The following is a 21,199-nucleotide window of genomic DNA, read 5'->3' as shown; positions in this document are numbered from 1 at the left end:
TGGTAAAATTTGAGCGTGATGCTGTCAATCAATTTTCCCTTTTAAATGTGTATTTTATTTATTAGTTCTCAGCCCGATTAACTAAATATGATACATATATTATAATGAGTCTTTGCTGAGTAACACTACAATTGATATTCCATTGAATAAATGGCTAATTAATTTAGTTGAATTGTACTTTATGCACTTTGATAAAAAAAATCGTGCATTTATTAAATACCTCAAATAATTTTACAATCCATCTGCTTTTGTCGTTTGTCAAATAATTCTGAATGCTTTATTTCATTTTCAATCTACTCCATATTTTGTTCTAATTTGCTGTATGTAATTCTCATGATTTAGCTAAATGATAAATTATGTTGCTTTTTTATCGAAAAGTAAAGTTTAGTAAGCTTTTTGTTGTGTTTCTTTTCATACTTCCAAATTGGGCATTCGCTCAGCAACACATAAACATAGATAACAATTGGAAGTTCCATTTTGGAAATGCTGCTGACGCTTCCAAAGATTTTAATTATAGTATTTCAACTGTTTTTGCTAAAACAGGAGGGGCTGTAGGAACGGCAATTGATCCACAATTCAATGATAGTAGTTGGCGTACTCTAAATTTACCACATGATTGGTCTGTAGAATTACCTTTTGTAAATGTGAATAATTTCGATGTTCAATCGCATGGATATAAACCTGTTGGCGGATTATTTCCTGAAACCAGTATTGGTTGGTATAGAAAACATCTGTGGATTTCAGCAGCCGATTCAGGTAAACAATTTCAATTACAGTTTGATGGAATTTTTCGTAATGCCAATATTTGGGTAAATGGCATTTTTGTAGGCAATAATATGAGTGGATATGTGGGTGCTTATTATAATATTACCAACTTTTTAAAATGGAATAGAGATAATGTAATTGTGGTGCGTGTTGATGCTACGCAATATGAAGGTTGGTTTTATGAAGGTGCCGGTATTTATCGTCATGTTTGGTTGAACACAATGCAACCGGTACATTTTGCAACTAATGGCGTTTACATTCAAACCAAAACCGAAAATAATAATGCTAATGTTACTGTCGATGCCACTATTCATAATGACGCATTTCAACAACGCAATGTAGTTGCTTATAGTTATGTAACTGAGCGAAACGGGAAAATGGTTGCTTCAACTAACAAACAACCTATATCAGTTTCAGCTAATAATATCTTTCAAGTACAACAATCCATTCCTGTTAATAATCCCCGATTATGGAGTTTGACCAATCCTTATTTATATCGTGTAACTACCATCATTCAATCTGGTAATCAAGTATTAGATTCGGTTACCTATCGAATCGGAATTAGAACTATTCGATTTGATGCAGAGAAAGGTTTTTTTCTCAATAATGAAAATATAAAAATTCATGGAGCAAATAACCATCAGGATCATGCCGGCATTGGTACCGCATTGCCTGATGGTATGCAATATTATCGTATTAGATTATTAAAAGAAATGGGGGTAAATGCTTATCGCACCAGCCACAATGCGCCTACCCCTGAATTGTTAGATGCCTGTGATAGTTTAGGCATGCTGGTATTAGATGAACAACGATTATTAAATAGCAGCCCGGAGTATCTACATCAATTTGAAATACTCATCAAACGCGATCGCAATCATCCTTCCGTATTTTTATGGTCAATTGGCAATGAAGAAGGATGGATTCAAACTACTGACATTGGCAAACACATAGCCACTTCACTTATTGAAAAACAAAAACAACTCGATCCCTCACGTACCTGTACTTATGCGGCTGACTTGGGAAATGTATGGAAAGGCGTAAATGAAGTTATTCCGATTCGGGGATTTAATTACAGACAATTTGCTGTAGCCGATTATCATAAGGAGCATCCGCAACAACCCATTATTGGTACAGAAATGGGAAGTACCGTTACTACCCGTGGCGAGTATAGGGTTGATAGTATTCGAGGATATTTGCCTGATGAAGACGTTACTGCACCTTGGTGGGCCAGTACTGCCGAAGCATGGTGGAAATTGGCGGCCAATGCACCCTATTGGATGGGTGGTTTTGTTTGGACAGGATTTGATTACCGTGGTGAGCCCACTCCTTTTCAATGGCCAAATATCAATTCTCATTTTGGCGTAATGGATGTATGTGGTTTTCCTAAAAATATTTATTACTACTATAAAAGCTGGTGGAGTAATGAAGATGTGTTACATATTGCACCGCATTGGAATTGGTTAGGGCAAAACGGTAAACCTATTGACGTTTGGATTTATTCTAATGCTAATGAAGTTGAATTGTTTTTAAATGGAAAAAGTTTAGGAACTAAAACTATGCCTGTAAATGGACATTTACAATGGTCTGTACCATATGAACCCGGTATATTGAAAGCAGTAGCACATAAAAATGGAAGAATATGGAATACCTCTGTTGAAACAACAGGCTTGCCTGCTGAAGTGGTACTTTCTCCTTCAACTACTACTTTAGTAGCCGATGGTACATCCGTTGCCGTTATGAATATTTCCTTGGTTGATCATGAAGGAAGAGAAGTGCCTAATGCCAATAACATGATTCGCTTTTCTGTAGTCGGCGATGCAAAAATTATTGGCACCGGAAACGGTGATCCAAGTAGCCACGAACCTGATAAATGTATAGATGGTGCTTGGCAGCGCAGTACTTTTAACGGTAAATGTCAATTTATTATACAGGCAGGTACAACACCCGGGTTAATAAAAGTTACCGCTTCTGCTGAAGGGCTATGGCCGGGTTCTACAGAAATAATATCAGTATCACCCCAAGCATTAATTAATTTTTCTACCGATAAAAAGTACTCCTTATTTTCTACACAAATGCATTCGCGTAATATTGATAAAATAATTGGAGCTGATATTTCTTTTTTGCCACAATTAGAAGCAGAAGGAAAAAAGTTTTATGATGCTGATACTGCGAAAGATGCTATTCAAATTTTAAAGCAACATGGCTTTAACTACATACGTCTGCGTATGTTTAATAATCCGGCTAATGATAGTGGATATGCACCCGGTAAAGGCTTTTGCGATTTTGCTCATACCTTACAAATGGCTAAACGCATTAAAGCTGCCGGTTTACAATGGCTGCTCGATTTACATTACAGTGATACCTGGGCCGATCCCGGTAAACAATTTTTACCGGCAGCATGGAAAAACTTAAATTTTATACAGTTAAAAGATTCGGTTTATGCTTTTACTCGCAATACATTATTGGCATTAAAAAATGAAAATGCTTTACCTGGTATGATTCAGGTAGGCAATGAAATTAACCATGGTATTTTATGGCCTATAGGTAATATTCAACATCCGGATAGTTTAGCACAATTACTGAATGCAGGTATTGCTGCTGTGAAATCGGTTAATCCTTCTATACCAATTATGTTACATATTGCTTTGGGTGGTCAAAATGATGAATCGGTCTTCTTTTTAAACAATATGTTGGAACGCGGCGTTCATTTTGATGTGATTGGTTTATCGTATTATCCTAAATGGCACGGTACCCTAAATGATTTGGAATATAATTTAAACGATTTGGTACAACGCTATCAAAAAGATGTAATTGTTGTAGAATATTCAGCAAAAAAAGAAGCTGTGAATGATAAAGTTTTTCAACTGCCCAATGGGAAAGGCAAAGGAACATTTATTTGGGAACCTTTAAATACATGGGAATCTATTTTCGATAAAAGTGGGCATGCAAATCACTATTTACAATTGTATGATAAAATGCATGAGCAGTATTTAACAAATATTACCCAATAAACAAAACTGTTCTGCAATAATTTTGTTTTTATTAGTTATGGATTCATCGCTATGGATATTAATTATTTTTTGGATTGCCTTTGGTTTTATTCACAGCCTTACAGCAACCTTATGGTTCAAAGAATGGGTTAAAGCAAAAATGGGACATTGGTTTAAGTATTACCGCCTCATGTATTCATTTTTTGCTTTGATTAGTTTATTGGGAGTTTTATACTATCAATTTCATATTCCTTCTAAAATTTTAATACCGCATGCACAAATTTTATCTATTTCCGGCATGTTGATAGCGACTGCAGGATTGGTACTTATGGGATTATCTGTTCGAGGTTATTTTTTTAATATTAGTGGGTTAGATGTCTTTTTAAAAAAGGAGAAAGTTTCTGTTTTAAATACTGCCGGGATACACCAATTGGTTAGGCATCCATTGTATTTGGGCACGTTATTATTTATTTGGGGGTGGCTTTTTATTGCTCCATCAAGTAGCAATCTCGTTTCTTCTATAATGATTACCTTGTATACGTTTATTGGTATGTATTTTGAAGAAAAAAAATTGCTTAGGGAATTTGGGAGTGCGTATCGCATATATCAACAAAAAGTTCCTATGATTGTTCCTTTACTAAAAAAAACAAAACAAACATTCAATTAACTTTTTTTGCCATTCGTAAATAAAGTTTTATTCTGTAAAGTGCCTTTCGCAACTATGCAAAAGGAGCATCAATACTACTGGCAGGCTTTGAAAACCAATGAGGTCCATCTTCAGCTATATAAGCACAATCTTCCAATCTTAAGCCCATTTCACCCGGAATTACAATGGTAGGTTCAACACTAAAACACATACCCACTTGTATGGGTTGCTTATTGCCGTTTACCATATTACCCCATTCATGGCCATCCATACCTATACCATGGCCGGTTCTATGCGGACAACCGGGTAACTGATATCCCGGTCCGAAACCTGCATCAATTAATACTTTACGTGCAGCATGGTCAACTGCTTCACAAGGTTGTCCAATTTGTGCAGCTGCAAAACCTGCTGCTTGTGCCTTCTTTTCCAAGTTCCAAATACTACGCTGCCTTTCCGTAGGTGGTGCACCAAAAACAATGGTACGAGTAATATCTGAAGTGTAGCCCTCTACCAAACAACCACAATCCATTAACAAAATATCGCCTTTTTTTAAATGTTGGGGTTGAATACTACCATGTGGCAAAGCAGAAGCGGCACCAATAGTAACCAATGCCCCATCTGATGCTGCCCCCATTTTTCGCTGAGCCTGACCAATGATAGCCCCAATATCATTATTCGACATACCTTCTTTTACATTCGCTGCTGCAAACTTTATAGCGGATAATGTAATATCATTTGCTTTTTGCAATAAAGCAATTTCTGCCGGCGATTTAATTAATCTACAAGGAATACTAATAGGATCACCACTAACAAATTGCATGTTGGGTGCGGCTTTGCGCAAACCATCAAAAATAAAAAAACGCAAACGCTCTTCCATGCCAATATTGCCTCCGGTAATGCCATTATCATTCAGTACTTTAATAATTTTTTCATAGGGACTTTCATCTTCTTGCCAAATATGTACACCACTGCCAATGGTGATTAATTCTTTCAACCTATCGGCTTCAAATGCGGGACTTACATAGGTAACATCTCCCTTAACCGGAATAATTGCCACCATAGTACGCTCACTCGGCCACCAGCGAATTCCTGTAAAATAGTTTAAAGAGGTGCCGGCATCTAATATCAAAGCCTGCATATTGTTTTTTTGCAGTAGTTGTTGTGCTTTGGCAATACGTGCCTTTCGTTCACTAACGGTAATGGGTTTAACATCGCTAGTCATATTGTGTAAACTATTCCAGTCGGGGTCTGAATATTTACCACTTTTAACAAAACCTGTAATACCCGAAAAAATGGAAACAGCGGCAGCACTTCCTGCTGAATATTTTAAAAATTTTCTACGTTCTATGCTCATTGAATGGGGGTTTAATGATAAAAATGAATTGCTTATGTCTTAAAGATAGTAAAGCATTGCATTTAACGGCACTATTTCACAAAAAAAGTAAAAAGGCAAAACTGAAAAGTGTTTAAATGAAGTTAAGCTTGTTTTAATATATTTAAATATAATCAAGTGCTGAAAGCCAAAACTAATTCATCTTATATAATACCCCTTTTATGAAATGAAGCGTAAGCCAACATTTCTACTGTTACTTTTCTTTTTGGATTTTAAAAGCTACCATGTAATGGCTGCTTCGGCAGATGATAGTTTACAAATCATTCAATTGTGGAAGCAGTCTATGAAATTGAGTAGTGCACAAATAGCAACCAGAGATGCACTGCTTAATCAAGCTTCTTATATTGCCAAAAAACAAAATCAAATTGAGTTACTGATAAAGTTATATCATTGGAAAGCCAAGTTGTACCTCAACAATTTAGACTATAGAAATGCAATTGCTTTAGCCAATAGTGCAGTGCAGATAGCAGAATTCCACAAAAAATTGCAAACAGAGGCAAGCCGTGATGCTATTTCATTTTTAACTGTAATATATGGAGAATTTAAAGCTGACGATAGTTGTTGGTATTGGACTTATAAAAATAAATTGCTCTCAAAAGAAGCAAATGACTGGTTTAATTATAGTGTAAATCTAACTTTAGAAGCCATATTTCAGCGTGACAAGTTTGATCATTACAAAATTCTTTCTTTATATGATTGATTCTGCTAGGTTTTATGCAAAAAAAAATACACTTGTTGATGATAATATTTTAGCTGCTTACAATAATTCTTATTATCTTAAAATGCAAGGGAGCAAAGATTGGGTTGCTTCACTGGAAATGTTGCTTTCAATAAAACAATATTTTAATGATAAGTAGATAGGTAAACTTAATTATGCACCTTGGAAAAGAATGCCTTTTCAGTTTAGAAATCCTAAAGGTGCTACTTATACTCAAATAGCCAACACTTGTTAGTTGTACTTAGACTATATTATGTAAATAAAAATTTCTAAAACTTGCATAATGTTGATGAAGTTTTAGTTGAGGGGTAAATAGGAATACTAGGATGCTTTTCTAGGCATCCTTTTTTTATTGGGCATTTGTAACATTGGTTAAATTATTGAATTATTAATTGCTATATAATTTATGGGTGTATTAATCTGTACAGTTTTAGTAGTGTTACTATTAAACTTAAATAGCTTATTAAGCTACGGAACTGCCACATAAAATATAGTACGGCTAATCAGCGGCTTATGTGCGGCTTACTAGCGGCTTATGTATGGCTTAATTGGCTATTATTACCAGTTGCATAAATTGTAAATAGCCCCCTCCAAAAAAGTACTTATTTTGTTAATTTTTGCTTTACAAATACAGACCTATTTTGTAATTAATGACAAAAGCAGCGGCTATAAATGTTGTTCAATAGGGTACTTTCATTTCTTTATATTACCTGCAATGCGTATTTTTAAATCATTATTAGTTCATGAATAGTGACTCAAGTAACTCCAATACTATGCCAAAACCTAAATATTTTTGGAAGCTGGTAAATTACCGCAACTTTTACTTGTATGTGTGGATGGCACGGCCGGGGTAATGTAATTTTTGTAAATGGGCAATTAAAGGAGTATTGAAGTTGTAGTTTTTTTTGATGATATTATAGGTTGGCAGCCATAACAACAAAATCCTTCATTTTCTTCTGTGTTTTTTTGAATGCCAATTCATGTAAAAATTATAAAAAATAAATAAAAGGAATGCCAGGCTTTTCGGAAGTTTATGCACGGTAATTCCTAAAACAAACATTCTATTGATGGATAAACACTATAACTTATGCTTTTGAACGAGGTTGAACAGTTGTTGCATTTTGGTACTTGGCAATATGAAATTGGTACCCAAACTCTGCAATGGTCAGATGGATTATACCAAATGTTGGGCTATACCCCCGGCGAGTTCTGCTTAAGTATTAAGCGGGTGTTAGATTTAATACATCCCGACGATAGGGCTACTTCACTAGCGCAAATGTATGTATCTATTCAAAATGGTACTCCTTTTAACACCTTAAAAAGATATGTTCATAAAAACGGACAAATTATTCACGTAAAGTCAATTGGAAAAATAAAATATAATGATAATGGCAAACCAATTGCCATAATTGGGGTATTGCAAAATATAACGGAAAATGAACAATTAAAATCACTATTAAACGAATCAAATGAGTTGGCGCAAATTGGCAGTTTTGAAGTAGATGTGGTTAATAACAAAGTATACTGGTCGCCCATTACCAAACAAATTCGTGAAGTGCCACCAGATTATGAGCCGGATTTACTAACCGGTATAAGTTATTTTAATGGAGAAAAAAATCAGTCAGTTATTGCACAGCGTGTATACAATTGTATAGAAAAGGGAACTCCTTGGGATGAGGAGTTGGAAATTATTACGCATAAAGGCAATCCCAAATGGGTTCGAACTATTGGCCGTGGCGAGTTTAAAGATGGGAAATGTGTGCGGGTATATGGCAGCTTTCAAGATATTGATAAACGCAAACGAATTGAAATAGAATTACTAAAATTATATGAAGAAAGGAATACAATTTTAGAAAGTATAGGAGATGGCTTTTTTGCTGTTAATACAAAATGGGAAGTAACATATTGGAATAGAATGGCCGAGCAATTATTACAGGTTAAGAAAGAAAATATAATAGGTAAAGGTCTGTGGACTGTTTTTGAGAATTATCAACATTCTGATTCCTGGAAATACTATCATCAGGCTATGGCTGAAAAAGTGTCATTTCATTTTAAAGATTTTTATCATGAACTTCAAAAATGGTTCGATATAAGTGTATATCCAACGCCAATTGGTTTATCGGTCTATTTCAGAAATATTACTCAAGAAAAAATAGCCGAACAAGCCATTGTAGAAAGTAATGAGCGTTATGATTTATTAGCCAAAGCTACCAACGATTGTATATGGGATTGGGACTTGAAAAAAAATACCGTTACCCGCCCCGGAAAAATTTTAGAACAATTATTAGGCTATGAACCCCTGAAGCCCGAAGAAGTTGATCCTTTTTGGGCCACCCATGTTCATCCCGACGATTGGAAACGGATAAGTGATGACAGAGCTGAATTGTACAAGAATCCTAATGCTAATTTTTGGGAAGATGAATATCGCTTCATTAAACCAGATGCAACCTATGCTATTATTTATGATAGGGGTTATATTATTCGCGATAAAAATGGAAAAGCCATTCGTATAATTGGTGCATCACGCGATGTTACCCATGAAAAGCAGCATACCAATGAAATAAAAAGAATACAGAGAAACTTACATGCATTAATTAATGCTACTGATGATTTTATTTGGTCTGTAGATGTACATTTAAATTTAATAACAGCTAATTCAGCATTTGTTAATTATATAGAAATTATTAGCGGTGCACCCATAAATGAAGGTGAATATATTTTAAAAAGTGCATTCAATGAAAATGAATTGCAAAAGTGGGAAATGTATTATCACCGTGCATTAATGGGCGAGTCTTTTAGTTTCGAAGATTCATTTGCCGATTTTAAAGGAAATATTAATCACAATATAGTTACGTTAAATCCCATTAAGTCATCAAATGGTGAAATTACCGGGGTGGCTTGTTATGCCAAAAATATTACGGAAGTTAAAAAAGTGGGCATACAACTACAACTGCTAAATGATGATTTAAAGAAACAAACCTTGGCATTGGCGGCTTCTAATGCAGAATTAGAGCAATTTGCTTATGTTGCTTCACACGATTTGCAAGAGCCTCTTAGAATGGTTACCAGCTTTTTAACCCAATTAGAAAAGAAATATTCGAAGCAATTAGATGAACAAGCAAAAATTTATATACATTTTGCAGTGGATGGGGCTACCCGAATGCGCCAAATTATATTAGATTTATTGGCCTATTCACGTGTTGGACGTATTCATGAAAAGGCAGAAAATGTTGCCATTAAAGATGTTGTTGAAGAAATTAAGTTGTTATACCAACAGCAAATTCAACAAAAACAAGCAACCATTCAGTATAATAATTTGCCACAACTTTTTTTACCAAAAGCACCTGTTCGTCAAGTGTTTTTAAACTTAATTCAAAATGCTTTAAAGTATAGTAAAATCAACCAGCCGCCCATTATTCAAATTAATGCAACCAAACAAAATAATGAATGGCAATTTAGTGTACAAGATAATGGAATAGGAATTGACGAAGAATATTTTCAACAAATCTTTGTTATATTTCAACGATTACATACTAAAGATGAATATGGTGGAAGTGGTATAGGGTTAGCCATCACCAAAAAAATAATTGAAAATTTTGGGGGCAAAATTTGGATAACCTCACAACCGGATGTGGGAAGTACTTTCTACTTTACTTTTCCAAATTCGGTGAATGAATATTAAGACCAACTTCAAAGCAAATAACAAACTTTGTTCTTAAAAAATGATTAACTTGTTAATTGAACGCAAGTAACATATTACCGGCTTGGAACACAAAAAATTTTCATTCGAATGCAAAAGGACTCATTAAGTGTAAATAATGAAATGATTGCCCGTGAAAAACTGTTGCTGATGCAAACAGAAGAACTGGCTAAAACCGGAAGCTGGGAATTAAATCTTATTACTAATATATTATATTGGAGCGATGGGGTTTTTAAACTGTTAGAATTTGAGCCTAATGAATTTGAAGTAACCTATGAAAAAGGAATTGAAGTAATACACCCCGAGGACAGAGCATCCGCCATTCAAACAATGCAAGAAGCTATAAAAAATAAATCAGCTTATCAAATACAAAAGCGATTTATCACAAAAAGTGGGAACATTAAGCATATACGCTCTTTCGGAAAAATCATTTTCAATAAACAAAACCAACCTGAAAAATTAGTGGGTGTTTTTCAAGATATTTCTGATGAAATAACCTCTAAACTTCATTTGCAAGAATTAAATGAAAGATTGGAAATGGTATTTCAGGCGGGTTATGAAAGCGTTTGGGATTATAACCCCCTTACCCATGAAATGTTTTTAGGGGAAAGCTTTGCTGAAAATTTTGGCACATCAGCAAACAAAAATTTGAAAGACAATAATGAATACTTCAATTCTTTATACCATCCTGATGAGCGCGATGCTGTTTTGTCTGACTTTAGACATATGGCATTTAAAACTACCGAAACAAAATGGCTGAAGGAATTTAGATTTAGAAAATTAAATGGAGAATATGCATATGTTCGGGATAGGGCTATTATCAAGCGGAATGAAAAAGGACAACCTATTCGTGTGGTAGGTGCTATTCAGGACATTACAGCGGAATTCTACTATAAAGAGTTAGATAAAATTGAAAAAAATGCAATGACATTAAGCTTTGGCGAAAGCATAACGGTAGAGCATTTACTTTCAACATATTTAACCGATTTTGAAAAGATTTTCTCAAACTTAAAAACATCGGTAGTAAAAATTGAGGATGGAAAATTATTGAATATTGCTTCTCCTTCAATGCCTCAAAATTATATTAATGCTGTTAATGGAACATGGGTAGGCGATGAGTCGGGTATTCAATTCGAAAAAAATAGCTTTACGCATACTTCTGTTCATACGCAAAATTTAACGGAAGCTCGTTGGGCCAATTTCACCGGCCTTGCTCAGCAATTTGGCTTAGGTTCCTGTTGGGCACAACCCATCTTAAATTCTTCCGGCAAAATAATTGCTAATTTATTAGTTTACTTTAACAGTGAAAAAGGCTTGTCACCAATAGAAACACAGGCCATAACACGTGCTCAACGTTTGTTAAGTGTTTTATTGGTTAAGTTTGAATATATTGAACATATTCAAAAAAACAATGAACGGTACCAACTCATCAATAAAGCCACCAATGATGCTTTGTACGATTGGGATGTGTTAAACGATGTATTTTATTGGGGGGATAGTTTTTATAGAATATTTGGATTTGAAAAAACAAATAAAACATTTCGGTTAATTGATTGGGCAATTTTAATGCATCCTTACGATGCAGAAGTAAACCAAAAAAGTTGGGAAGATTTTTTAAACGATAAAGTCCAAAATAGCTGGAAAAAAGAATTTAGATTTAAACGTGCGGATGGTGCTTTTGTTTATGTAGAAGAAATTGGGTATTTAATTCGAAATGAAAATGGCCGGCCTGTTAGAATGATTGGCGTATTACGCGATATATCTGCTTCTAAGATAAATGAGTTACAGCAAAGTGTACAACAGCAGTTAGGGCTTTTCTTTAAATCTCAAGCGGGTCTGCAACAACAAATGCAGCAGGTTTTGAACTATTTAGCTAACTATGGCACTTTTCAAATTGCTGAGTTGTGGTTATTGAATTACCAAAAAAATGTATTGCAGTTAGCTTCTACCTATGCAAGTAATGATCAATTTGCTCAATTCCATACTCATTCAAAATATTTACAACAATTGCAAATAGGTGAAGGTATACCCGGTTTAGTTTGGAAAACCGAGCAGTGGCAGGTGCTAGATAATATAACTGAAAACAAACTTTTTATTAGAAGAGAAAGTGCTAAACAAGTACAATTGCAATCGGCTTTAGCTATTCCATTGTTCGATGTAAATGAATTTATAGGGGTACTAATGTTAGCTTCAACAAACAATATTCACATAAATGATATAAAGTATAAAATATACAAACCCTTAGGACAATTTTTGGGTGGGGAAATTAAGCGTAGGCAACAGGAAGAACAATTGGAGTTGTTTTTTGATACAGCAACTGATTATTTGGCCATTTTGGCACCTAATGGTTATTTCATTAAAGTTAATAAGGCATTTTGTACTGCGTTAGGTTATTCTGAACATGAACTAACAGCAAACCCTTTTACTGCATTCGTTCATCCTGATGATGAACAAACAACGCAACAGTACTTTTTACAAAACCCAATTACAATAAATCATAGCAGTAATTTCATCAATCGATATAGAACAAATTCTGGGCAATATATTTCTATATCATGGAAAACATCACTTGCATATGGAGAACAAGGTTTATTGTTTGTATATGGGCGCAATATTACCGAAATGTTGCAACTAGAAGAATTGTTGCAAACCGCTAATCAATTGGCAAAACTAGGTGCATGGGAATATGATGTAAAAAAACAACAATTAAAATGGTCTGAAATGACCAAATTAATTCATGAAGTACCCATTAGTTATGAACCTAATGTAAATGCAGCCTTAGAATTTTACCGCTCCGACTTTCGCAAATTAGTAAGTAACACATTCTATAATGCTATTCAAGATGCTCAATCCTATGATTTAGAAGTGCCCCTGGTTACTAAAAATGGCAACGAAAAATGGGTGCGAATTATTGGGAAATGCGATACCCATCATGGTAACTGTATTCGTGTATTTGGTAGTATACAAGATATTCATGAAAGGGTAATGATGGAAAGCAGGCTAAAGAATATTGCCAATAATACACCGGGTGTTATTTTTCAATACCATCTTAAACCGGATGGCTCTGATAATCTTTTGTTTGTGAGTGACGGTTCAAATAAAATATGGTATTTAACCCCACAGCAATGCATGGATAATATTGAACTTATTTGGGAGGGAATAAAGCAAGGTGGCGATTTTGAGTTGGTGAGGCAATCAATTATAGAGTCAGCAACAAATTTAACACCTTGGCATATAAGTTTTCGCTATGTTTTAAAAGATGGAAGCCTGCGCTATCATGAAGGGTTTGGTAATCCGCAAAAACGTGCAGATGGTTCAATTGTTTGGGATTCGATAATAATGGATATTACCGAGAAACACAATCTGCAAGAGTTGGCTAAACGAACATCCAGAATGGCAAAAATTGGAAGCTGGGAATTGAATTTGATAGACGAAAGTAATGAGCGAATGTATTGGTCATTAATTACCCGCGAAATATTTGAAGTGCCGGAACATTATGTGCCTGCTCTTACTAAAGGGTATGAATTTTTCAAAGGTGAAAATAAATTAAAAATAGAAAAGTGTGTGCAACAGTTAATACAAAATGCTGTTGATTTTGATGATGAATTTTTAATAACAACTTATACCGGGAATCAAAAATGGGTGCGTTGTATTGGGCGCTCCGAATGGGTTCAAAATAAATGCGTAAAAATTTATGGTAGTATTCAAGACATTCATCAACAAAAAATCAATGAACTTTCTTTACAACAACATATTCACGATTTAGCAGTAAGCAACCGCGAACTGGAGCAATTTGCATATGTGGCTTCGCACGACTTACAGGAGCCTTTGCGCATGATAACCAGCTTTTTAAGTTTGTTAGAACAAAAATATCAACACCAGTTAAACGAGCAGGGTAAACAATATATTCATTTTGCTACCGATGGCGCCAAACGAATGCGCCAACTAATTTTAGATGTATTAGAATTTTCAAAAATTGGGAAAACAAAAACCAAAAAAGAAACAATAAACATGAATCAATTGCTTCAAGAGGTATGCGCTATGCAAAAAAACCAAATTGAAGAGTCTGGTGCCATCATACAAATTGGTGAATTGCCTCAAATTTATAGCTACCGTAGCAGTTTAATTCAAATATTTAATAATTTAATTAATAATGCTATTAAATATCGAAAAGCAAATGAACCTCCTAAAGTTTTGGTAAATGCAGTTCCTGAAAAAAGCGGTTGGTTATTTACAATTGCTGATAATGGCATTGGTATTGAATCTGACTATTTAGAACAAATATTTGTTATTTTTCAACGATTACACACACAAGATCATTATTCAGGTACAGGAATTGGATTAGCCATAGTAAAGAAAATTATTGACCATTTAGGGGGTAAAATTTGGGTTGAATCAAAACCCGGTATAGGAAGCAATTTTTATGTTTGGTTGCCCGAACTAGCATAATTCATTAAAAGTTTTTATAAAAGGGATTAATTAAATTACTGACATATAGCTAGCTTAATTTTGTAAAAAAATAAATATCAAATATTACTTTTATGAATGGGCTTTATTCATTATATTTACTTATGATAAATTCATAACCATGAAAAATTTGCATGTTTTATTGGTTGAAGATAATGAAGGCGATGTTTTACTAACTACAGAAGCCTTGCGCTCAGGTAGCATTGTGAAAAAAATTAGTGTGGTTAGGGATGGCAAATCAGCTATTGATTATTTAGTAGATTCGGCCAGTTCGTCAATAGAATTACCCGACTTGATTTTGCTTGATATTAATCTTCCCAAAAAAAGTGGACACCAGGTTTTACAATTCATAAAAAATAGTGAGAACTTAAAACAAATACCGGTTATTATGCTAACTACTTCTTCTGCTGAGCGTGATATTGAAATGGCCTATAAAAATTATGTAAACTGTTTTATTACCAAACCGGTTGATGTACAAGATTTTATAAATGCCGTAAAAGAAATTGAAAACTTTTGGATGAACATTGTTACTTTACCATAGAAAATTTTTTCGGCAATTATGCAAAAACCTTTTAAATCCATTTCCCTTTTAGTCATTGAAGATAATTCCGGCGACTTTATATTATTGGATGAATACTTACGTGATAGGTTTGACGAAGTAATAATTACTCGCACCATTACCTTTAAACAAGCTGCTGATTTATTGCAAGCTGAAAACTCTTTTCAAGCAATTTTGCTTGATTTATCATTGCCGGATAAACATGGGGAACAATTGGTAAAAGAGGTAGTTAAATTAGCAAAAGATATTCCTGTAATAGTTTTAACCGGATATGCCGATATTCAGTTTAGTGTTACCTCACTTTCATTTGGTGTAGCCGATTATTTGTTAAAAGATGATTTGCAACCCGATACTATTTACAAAAGTATTGTTTACACTATTGAGCGAACAAAAGTTGTAAATCTGTTACAGCAATCTGAAAAAAAATACAGTAGTTTATTTCAGCTTAGCCCACAACCAATGTGGGTATATCATCCTCAATCTTTACAAATTATTGAAGTAAATGAGGCCGCTGAAAAAACATACGGTTACAGTCATGAAGACTTTTTGCAAATGGTTATTTCTAACCTGTTTGAAAAAAATGAATTTGAAAAGTTGTTAAACGGTTGCAAGGAAAAACTTTCTGATTGTGAAAAATCAAAACAGCAAGTAGTGTTTAACCACATTACAAAATCTGGCAACAAACTTTTAGTTAATATACTTTTAGCAGCTATTGAATATAATAATATTCCTTGTGTTTTAATGGTGGCTCATAATGTAACAGAACAAACATTGTTGAAACGATCGTTAGAGGAGGCATATGCCAATATTGTTTCAATAGAGGAACAGGAACGTGAAAGATTTGCAGCTGAGATACATGATGGCCTAACCCAAAATTTAATTGCAATGAAAGTATATTTTTCCTTTCTTAGAAACACAGTGGAAAAAGAAAATCAAGTTATTGCAGAAAGCATTAATAACTTGTTGGAAAAATCTATTCGCGATTGTAAAGATATTGTTAGCAATATTAGGCCCAAAGCTTTAATTGATAATGGGTTATTTGCAGGCCTTACAGATTTAATCAGAAATATTTCTGAGGCCAGTGGTATCAAAATAATTTATGATTTTGATTTTGCAGTTGAACCTTATTTTGATTTTAATGCACAACTTAACATTTATAGAATAATACAGGAATGCTTTAATAATTTGTTGAAACACTCCAATGCCAGCCATGCCGAATTATACATTTTTAATGAAAACAATAAAATGAAAATTGTATTTGCTGATGATGGGGTGGGAATTAATGAAGATGTATTACAACGACAAAGTAGTTTTTTGTCTATGAAGCGAAGAACTGCTTTGTTAAATGGCCACTTTCAAGTACAAAATAATACACAAAAAGGTGTGTCATTTACCTTCACTTTCCCCATTAACAATATCGTATCCTCTACCAAGTCGTTTTAAGTAAACATCAAAATACTGCTGGGCTAAATAACTTTTGTATTAATCAATAAATAAATCCGAAATATTAAGACAATTGAAGTTGGTGAAAATTTTGCTTTTCAGAATTTCATGTAACAAATGTCAATTGTACTAAGTTTTCTTTATCTTTTTCAATAACGGGAAAAAGGACACTAACATCCAAGTAAATTCTAAAATAACAAAAGGAATATAATGTATTAAAATACTGGCCATGCAAGAAAGTGCTGCACCAACAATATTTAAAACGATATACCAGTTGCTATCTTTTTTTATAATATTACTCAATTGCATAAAATATGCTAATAGTAACAATAATACTCCCGTAAAGCCTACAAAATCGGCAAAAGTAAAACTCATCATTAAGCTATTTTTTTTTAGGAATAACCAATTCTATCTCGCCAAAACTAAACAACTGGGTAGTTTCAATTCGTTTTGTAATTAATTGTCCTTCTGCATTCACGCCAATAATGTTGGTTTCAAACAACTCATTGTTTTTTTTCAAAGTAACTTGGCAGTTTTTTTTATACAAATTATGGTTGTATAATGCTAAAATGTGCTGAAAATTTTCAGTTTGGAGCAGTGCAAAATAAGTTTGTAAATAATAGCAAAGCTCAATGGCTAATGATTTGCAATTGAATGTTTTGCCGGTAATTTGTTTTAGCGCAACGGGATTCGGTAACCAATCAGGAAATTGGGTTTGATTAATGTTTAAACCAATACCTACCACAGCCCAATTCCAAATGCCTTTTTCAGAAATGCTGTTTTCAATTAAAATACCGCCTGCCTTCCTGTCATTCCAGTAAATGTCATTTGGCCATTTTATGACAGTTTCGTTGGCAGTATAATTGTTAAAAAATTGTTGAACTGCTAAGGCCATGGCTGCACTAAAATAAAATTGTTGCGGTAACGATAAGAAGCGCATATTTAAAATGGCCGATAAGGTTAAGTTGCTATTGGGTGCAGTTACCCAACTTTTGCCTCGTTGGCCTTTACCTGCCGTTTGTTCGTGCGCAAAAATTACTGTTCCGTGCTCCGCCAAATTGCTTTTAATGTACTGAAGGGCATAGTTATTGGTGCTATCAATACTGCTAAGTTCAATCAGACGTTCTCCAATGGTAGGTATAATGCTGTTAGATGACAAAAGATTGTTACTTTTGACACAAATATATAAATGAACAAGTTGGTGTATGCAAACAGCTATAAAATGCAACTTCAATTCAAGTAAAATTGCAATTTGCGTTAAACTGTTTTAAAGTTCAATTGTTTTATTTATATTCAACTAAAATTCATTTTTTCACTAAAATTTATCTGATTATTGGCACCTCTTTCAGCAATTAATAACCGAAAAACATCAAAGGTTTCGCGGCTTAACCGGAATTCAAAAATTTTTAAAACAATTATTAGCGCCATTCAGGAAAAAAAAGGTTCTAATATAACCAGCCTGGATTTGAGAAGTATACCGGAAGCGGTTGCCGACTTTTTCATTATTTGTGAAGCAAGCAGTAATACTCAGGTAAAAGCAATAGCTGACTTTGTTGATTACCAGGTAAAACAAATTTGCGATGAATTGCCTTATCGCCAGGAAGGTCAGCAGTTAGCTCATTGGATACTAATTGATTATGTAAGTATAGTAGTGCACATTATGCAGCCCGATGCTCGCAAATTTTACCGCTTGGAAGAAATGTGGAGCGATGCACCAGCTATGGCACACAGCGAAGAATAACCCTAATTTTGACAGAGAAAAACTTAAAATTGAAGCGCAAATTATATGGCACAAGAAGATAATAAACCTAAATTTCCATTTTCTGATAAAGGTGACGGTACCCCAAATAAAAAGACTCCTAAATTCAATATCTATTGGATTTACCTGATAGTTTTTGCCATTTTAATTGGTTCCACTTTTTGGGGAAGGTTTACACCCGAATCAGCAAAAATTAGCCAACAAGACATGGAGCAAAATATGTTGGCTAAAGGTGATGTTGAAAAATTAGATTTAGTTAGAAATAAAGAATTGGTCCGTGTTTACATTAAACCCGATAGTCTTACCAAACCCTTTTATGAAGAAAAATTCAAGCGTAAATTAAATCCTGCCGACTTTAAAAATGTGCCGGTGTTTGAATTTAAGGTAACCGATTGGAAAGTGTTTAACGATCAAATGGATCAATTCTATAAAGCTCATCCAGAAGTACAACAAGTTCCAACCTACCCAACCGATGATGCCGACTGGTTTGGCGGCCCTATTTTCAGCACGCTAATTTCAATGGCTTTAGTAATTGGGGTATGGATATTGTTTATGCGTAAAATGGGTGGTGGCGCCGGTGGTGCCGGTGGTGCCGGTGGTATTTTCAGTATCGGAAAATCAAAAGCTACTTTGTTTGATAAAGGCGCTAAAGTCAACATCAACTTTGGCGATGTGGCAGGTTTAGATGAAGCTAAGGTAGAAGTAATGGAAATAGTAGATTTCTTGAAAAATCCAAAAAAATATACTGCCTTAGGGGGTAAAATTCCCAAAGGTGCCTTGTTAATTGGTCCTCCTGGAACAGGTAAAACACTTTTGGCAAAAGCAATGGCTGGTGAAGCACAAGTACCTTTCTTTAGCCTAAGTGGTAGTGATTTTGTAGAAATGTTTGTAGGTGTGGGTGCAAGCCGTGTTCGCGATTTATTTAAGCAGGCCCGCGAAAAAGCACCTTGTATTATTTTTATTGATGAAATTGATGCTATTGGTCGTGCTCGTGGAAGAAATGCCATTATGAGCAATGATGAGCGTGAAAATACTTTGAACCAATTGTTGGTTGAAATGGATGGTTTTGGTGGTGATTCTGGTATCATTATTTTAGCTGCCACTAACCGCCCCGATGTATTAGATAGTGCTTTATTACGTCCCGGTCGTTTTGATAGGCAAATAACTATTGACAAACCTGATTTAAAAGGCCGTGAAGCCATTTTTAAAGTACACTTAGCACCTATTAAAGTATCAGAAAGTTTAGATATCTATAAATTGGCTGAACAAACCCCCGGATTCGCCGGTGCCGATATTGCTAATGTTTGTAACGAAGCCGCTTTAATTGCAGCACGCAAAAACAAAACTGCAGTTGAAATGATTGATTTTCAGGACGCCATTGATAGAGTTATTGGCGGATTGGAAAAGAAAAACAAAATTATTGCTCCACACGAAAAAGAAATTATTGCATACCACGAAGCCGGTCATGCTATTTGCGGTTGGTTCCTGGAATATGCTTATCCATTGTTAAAAGTAACCATTGTACCACGTGGTACAGCTGCTTTAGGATATGCGCAATACACACCCAAAGAACAATACTTATACAGCACCGACCAATTGATGGATCAAATTTGTATGACATTAGGCGGTAGGGCTTCTGAACAAATTTTCTTTGGTAAAATTTCAACCGGTGCCTCAAACGATTTACAACAAGTAACGCGCATTGCATACAGCATGGTTACTGTTTATGGAATGAATGATAAAATTGGTAATGTAAGTTTCTATGATCCTGCTCAGGAAAACACCTTCACTAAACCTTATAGTGAAGAAACCGGAAAAATGATTGATGAAGCTGTTCGCAATATTATTAATGAGGCTTACAAAAAAACACTCGATTTACTAACCGAGAAAAAAGCTGAAGTTGAAAAATTAGCCAAAGCTTTATTAGATAAAGAGGTGCTACACAAAAGTGATGTGGAAGAACTGATAGGTAAACGACCATTTGATGAAAAGAAAATTTTAGATAACCCCGTTGAACCTGATCCCATTGGCGGTGTTCCTCCTACCAATATACCCGCGGTTTCCGGTGATGGTATATCAGGTAATAACGAGGCAGAACAAAAAGATGCATAAACCATGAAGGTATCTTCTGCAAAAGAAAACATACTAAAAAAAATACGGCAGGCACTGGCGCAACCGGTGCCTGTTCCCTTTCCGGAAACAGAAGGCAGTGATCCGGAGTTTGTTAAACCCGATGATTTAGAATTATTATTTGCTGAAAACTTTACGCAATTATCCGGTCGCTTTTCATTTTGTGCCAACCATCAGGAACTGGTACAACAATTACAAACTTTAGTTAATACACGTAATTGGCCGCAACTGTTTTGTAATGAACAGCAATGGATAAACACCTTACAACAAAACGGGTTTAATCATCTTCAAAGTAACGACTTACATAATTGTGCAGCAGCCATAACAGGTTGTGAAAGTTTAATTGCCCGAACAGGCAGTATATTATTAAGCAGTGCCGGCGAAAGTGGGCGTACAGTAAGTGTTTACGCGCCTGTTCACATTTGTGTTGCATACACACACCAATTAGTGTTTGATGTGAAAGATGGATTGCAATTAATAAATACGAAGTATAACGGCAATTGGCCATCGTTGGTAAGCCTTGCTACCGGACCCAGTCGTACTGCCGATATTGAAAAAACCTTAGTTGTAGGTGTACATGGGCCCAAAGAAGTATTTTGTTTTTTGGTAGATGCGGCAGGTTAAACCCT

14 protein-coding genes are annotated in these 21,199 nt (G+C 34.7%); 11 read left to right on the top strand and 3 right to left on the bottom strand.

All coding sequences use genetic code 11. The annotated features are described in order from the left end of the window. Positions 1–356: 356 nt before the first annotated feature. Both galA and ACP5P5_RS06125 read left to right on the top strand, forming a co-directional pair. On the top strand, positions 357–3,776 hold the full coding sequence (gene galA / locus ACP5P5_RS06130; RefSeq protein ID WP_428285224.1) for a beta-galactosidase GalA: 3,420 nt from the start codon (positions 357–359) through the stop codon (positions 3,774–3,776). 37 nt (positions 3,777–3,813) lie between these two features. Beyond that, positions 3,814–4,422, top strand: coding sequence for a methyltransferase family protein (locus ACP5P5_RS06125; protein ID WP_428285223.1), 609 nt, complete (start codon positions 3,814–3,816; stop codon positions 4,420–4,422). A gap of 52 nt (positions 4,423–4,474) precedes the next feature. On the opposite strand, the gene ACP5P5_RS06120 is transcribed toward ACP5P5_RS06125, so the two are convergent. Beyond that, positions 4,475–5,755: a M24 family metallopeptidase gene (locus ACP5P5_RS06120; protein WP_428285222.1), complete on the bottom strand. Its 1,281-nt coding sequence runs from the start codon at positions 5,753–5,755 to the stop codon at positions 4,475–4,477. Between the two features lie 205 nt (positions 5,756–5,960). Here ACP5P5_RS06120 and ACP5P5_RS06115 point away from each other — a divergent pair, with 205 nt between their 5' ends. From ACP5P5_RS06115 to ACP5P5_RS06090, 6 genes are all read left to right on the top strand, one after another. Beyond that, the gene (locus tag ACP5P5_RS06115) at positions 5,961–6,494 is read left to right on the top strand and encodes a hypothetical protein (RefSeq protein WP_428285221.1); all 534 of its coding nucleotides are present in this window, start codon (positions 5,961–5,963) and stop codon (positions 6,492–6,494) included. Further along, positions 6,487–6,651: a hypothetical protein gene (locus ACP5P5_RS06110; RefSeq protein WP_428285220.1), complete on the top strand. Its 165-nt coding sequence runs from the start codon at positions 6,487–6,489 to the stop codon at positions 6,649–6,651. The genes ACP5P5_RS06115 and ACP5P5_RS06110 overlap by 8 nt, the downstream gene beginning before the upstream one ends. Positions 6,652–7,599: 948 nt before the next feature. Next, positions 7,600–10,194: a PAS domain-containing protein gene (locus ACP5P5_RS06105; RefSeq protein ID WP_428285219.1), complete on the top strand. Its 2,595-nt coding sequence runs from the start codon at positions 7,600–7,602 to the stop codon at positions 10,192–10,194. A 108-nt stretch (positions 10,195–10,302) separates the two neighbouring features. Further along, a complete protein-coding gene (locus ACP5P5_RS06100) occupies positions 10,303–14,661 on the top strand; it encodes a PAS domain-containing protein (RefSeq protein ID WP_428285218.1) in 4,359 nt (1,452 codons plus the stop codon). Positions 14,662–14,800: 139 nt separating this feature from the next. After that, a complete protein-coding gene (locus tag ACP5P5_RS06095) occupies positions 14,801–15,220 on the top strand; it encodes a response regulator (protein ID WP_428285217.1) in 420 nt (139 codons plus the stop codon). Between the two features lie 18 nt (positions 15,221–15,238). Continuing rightward, positions 15,239–16,681, top strand: a complete 1,443-nt coding sequence (locus tag ACP5P5_RS06090; protein WP_428285216.1) for a PAS domain S-box protein — start codon at positions 15,239–15,241, stop codon at positions 16,679–16,681. 129 nt (positions 16,682–16,810) lie between these two features. On the opposite strand, the gene ACP5P5_RS06085 is transcribed toward ACP5P5_RS06090, so the two are convergent. Further along, positions 16,811–17,059 (bottom strand): CBU_0592 family membrane protein, encoded by a 249-nt coding sequence (locus ACP5P5_RS06085; RefSeq protein ID WP_428285215.1) that lies wholly within the window; start codon positions 17,057–17,059, stop codon positions 16,811–16,813. A gap of 4 nt (positions 17,060–17,063) precedes the next feature. Next, a complete protein-coding gene (locus tag ACP5P5_RS06080; RefSeq protein WP_428285214.1) occupies positions 17,064–17,840 on the bottom strand; it encodes a biotin--[acetyl-CoA-carboxylase] ligase in 777 nt (258 codons plus the stop codon). Positions 17,841–18,014: 174 nt separating this feature from the next. On the opposite strand from ACP5P5_RS06080, the gene rsfS reads away from it, so the two are divergent. From rsfS to ACP5P5_RS06065, 3 genes are read left to right on the top strand one after another with little or no spacing between them, the layout of a single operon-like run. Further along, positions 18,015–18,422: a ribosome silencing factor gene (gene rsfS, locus ACP5P5_RS06075; protein ID WP_428285213.1), complete on the top strand. Its 408-nt coding sequence runs from the start codon at positions 18,015–18,017 to the stop codon at positions 18,420–18,422. Between the two features lie 45 nt (positions 18,423–18,467). After that, positions 18,468–20,552, top strand: a complete 2,085-nt coding sequence (gene ftsH / locus ACP5P5_RS06070) for an ATP-dependent zinc metalloprotease FtsH (RefSeq protein WP_428285212.1) — start codon at positions 18,468–18,470, stop codon at positions 20,550–20,552. A gap of 3 nt (positions 20,553–20,555) precedes the next feature. Further along, entirely contained in the window at positions 20,556–21,194 is a 639-nt protein-coding gene (locus ACP5P5_RS06065; protein WP_428285211.1) for a LutC/YkgG family protein, read from the top strand. Positions 21,195–21,199: the final 5 nt, after the last annotated feature.

This window comes from Hydrotalea sp. (assembly GCF_049968455.1).
Classification (GTDB): Bacteria; Bacteroidota; Bacteroidia; order Chitinophagales; family Chitinophagaceae; genus Hydrotalea.
The sequence above is the reverse complement of the archived record's forward strand: the minus strand, read 5'-3'. Positions and strand labels throughout refer to the sequence as shown.

Excerpts from the sequence above, each read along its gene's own strand:
- galA (WP_428285224.1), top strand. The coding sequence starts at position 357 with ATGTTGCTTTTTTATCGAAAAGTAAAGTTTAGTAAGCTTTTTGTTGTG.
- ACP5P5_RS06125 (WP_428285223.1), top strand. The coding sequence starts at position 3,814 with ATGGATTCATCGCTATGGATATTAATTATTTTTTGGATTGCCTTTGGT.
- ACP5P5_RS06120 (WP_428285222.1), bottom strand. The coding sequence starts at position 5,755 with ATGAGCATAGAACGTAGAAAATTTTTAAAATATTCAGCAGGAAGTGCT.
- ACP5P5_RS06115 (WP_428285221.1), top strand. The coding sequence starts at position 5,961 with ATGAAGCGTAAGCCAACATTTCTACTGTTACTTTTCTTTTTGGATTTT.
- ACP5P5_RS06110 (WP_428285220.1), top strand. The coding sequence starts at position 6,487 with ATGATTGATTCTGCTAGGTTTTATGCAAAAAAAAATACACTTGTTGAT.
- ACP5P5_RS06105 (WP_428285219.1), top strand. The coding sequence starts at position 7,600 with ATGCTTTTGAACGAGGTTGAACAGTTGTTGCATTTTGGTACTTGGCAA.
- ACP5P5_RS06100 (WP_428285218.1), top strand. The coding sequence starts at position 10,303 with ATGCAAAAGGACTCATTAAGTGTAAATAATGAAATGATTGCCCGTGAA.
- ACP5P5_RS06095 (WP_428285217.1), top strand. The coding sequence starts at position 14,801 with ATGAAAAATTTGCATGTTTTATTGGTTGAAGATAATGAAGGCGATGTT.
- ACP5P5_RS06090 (WP_428285216.1), top strand. The coding sequence starts at position 15,239 with ATGCAAAAACCTTTTAAATCCATTTCCCTTTTAGTCATTGAAGATAAT.
- ACP5P5_RS06085 (WP_428285215.1), bottom strand. The coding sequence starts at position 17,059 with ATGATGAGTTTTACTTTTGCCGATTTTGTAGGCTTTACGGGAGTATTA.
- ftsH (WP_428285212.1), top strand. The coding sequence starts at position 18,468 with ATGGCACAAGAAGATAATAAACCTAAATTTCCATTTTCTGATAAAGGT.
- ACP5P5_RS06065 (WP_428285211.1), top strand. The coding sequence starts at position 20,556 with ATGAAGGTATCTTCTGCAAAAGAAAACATACTAAAAAAAATACGGCAG.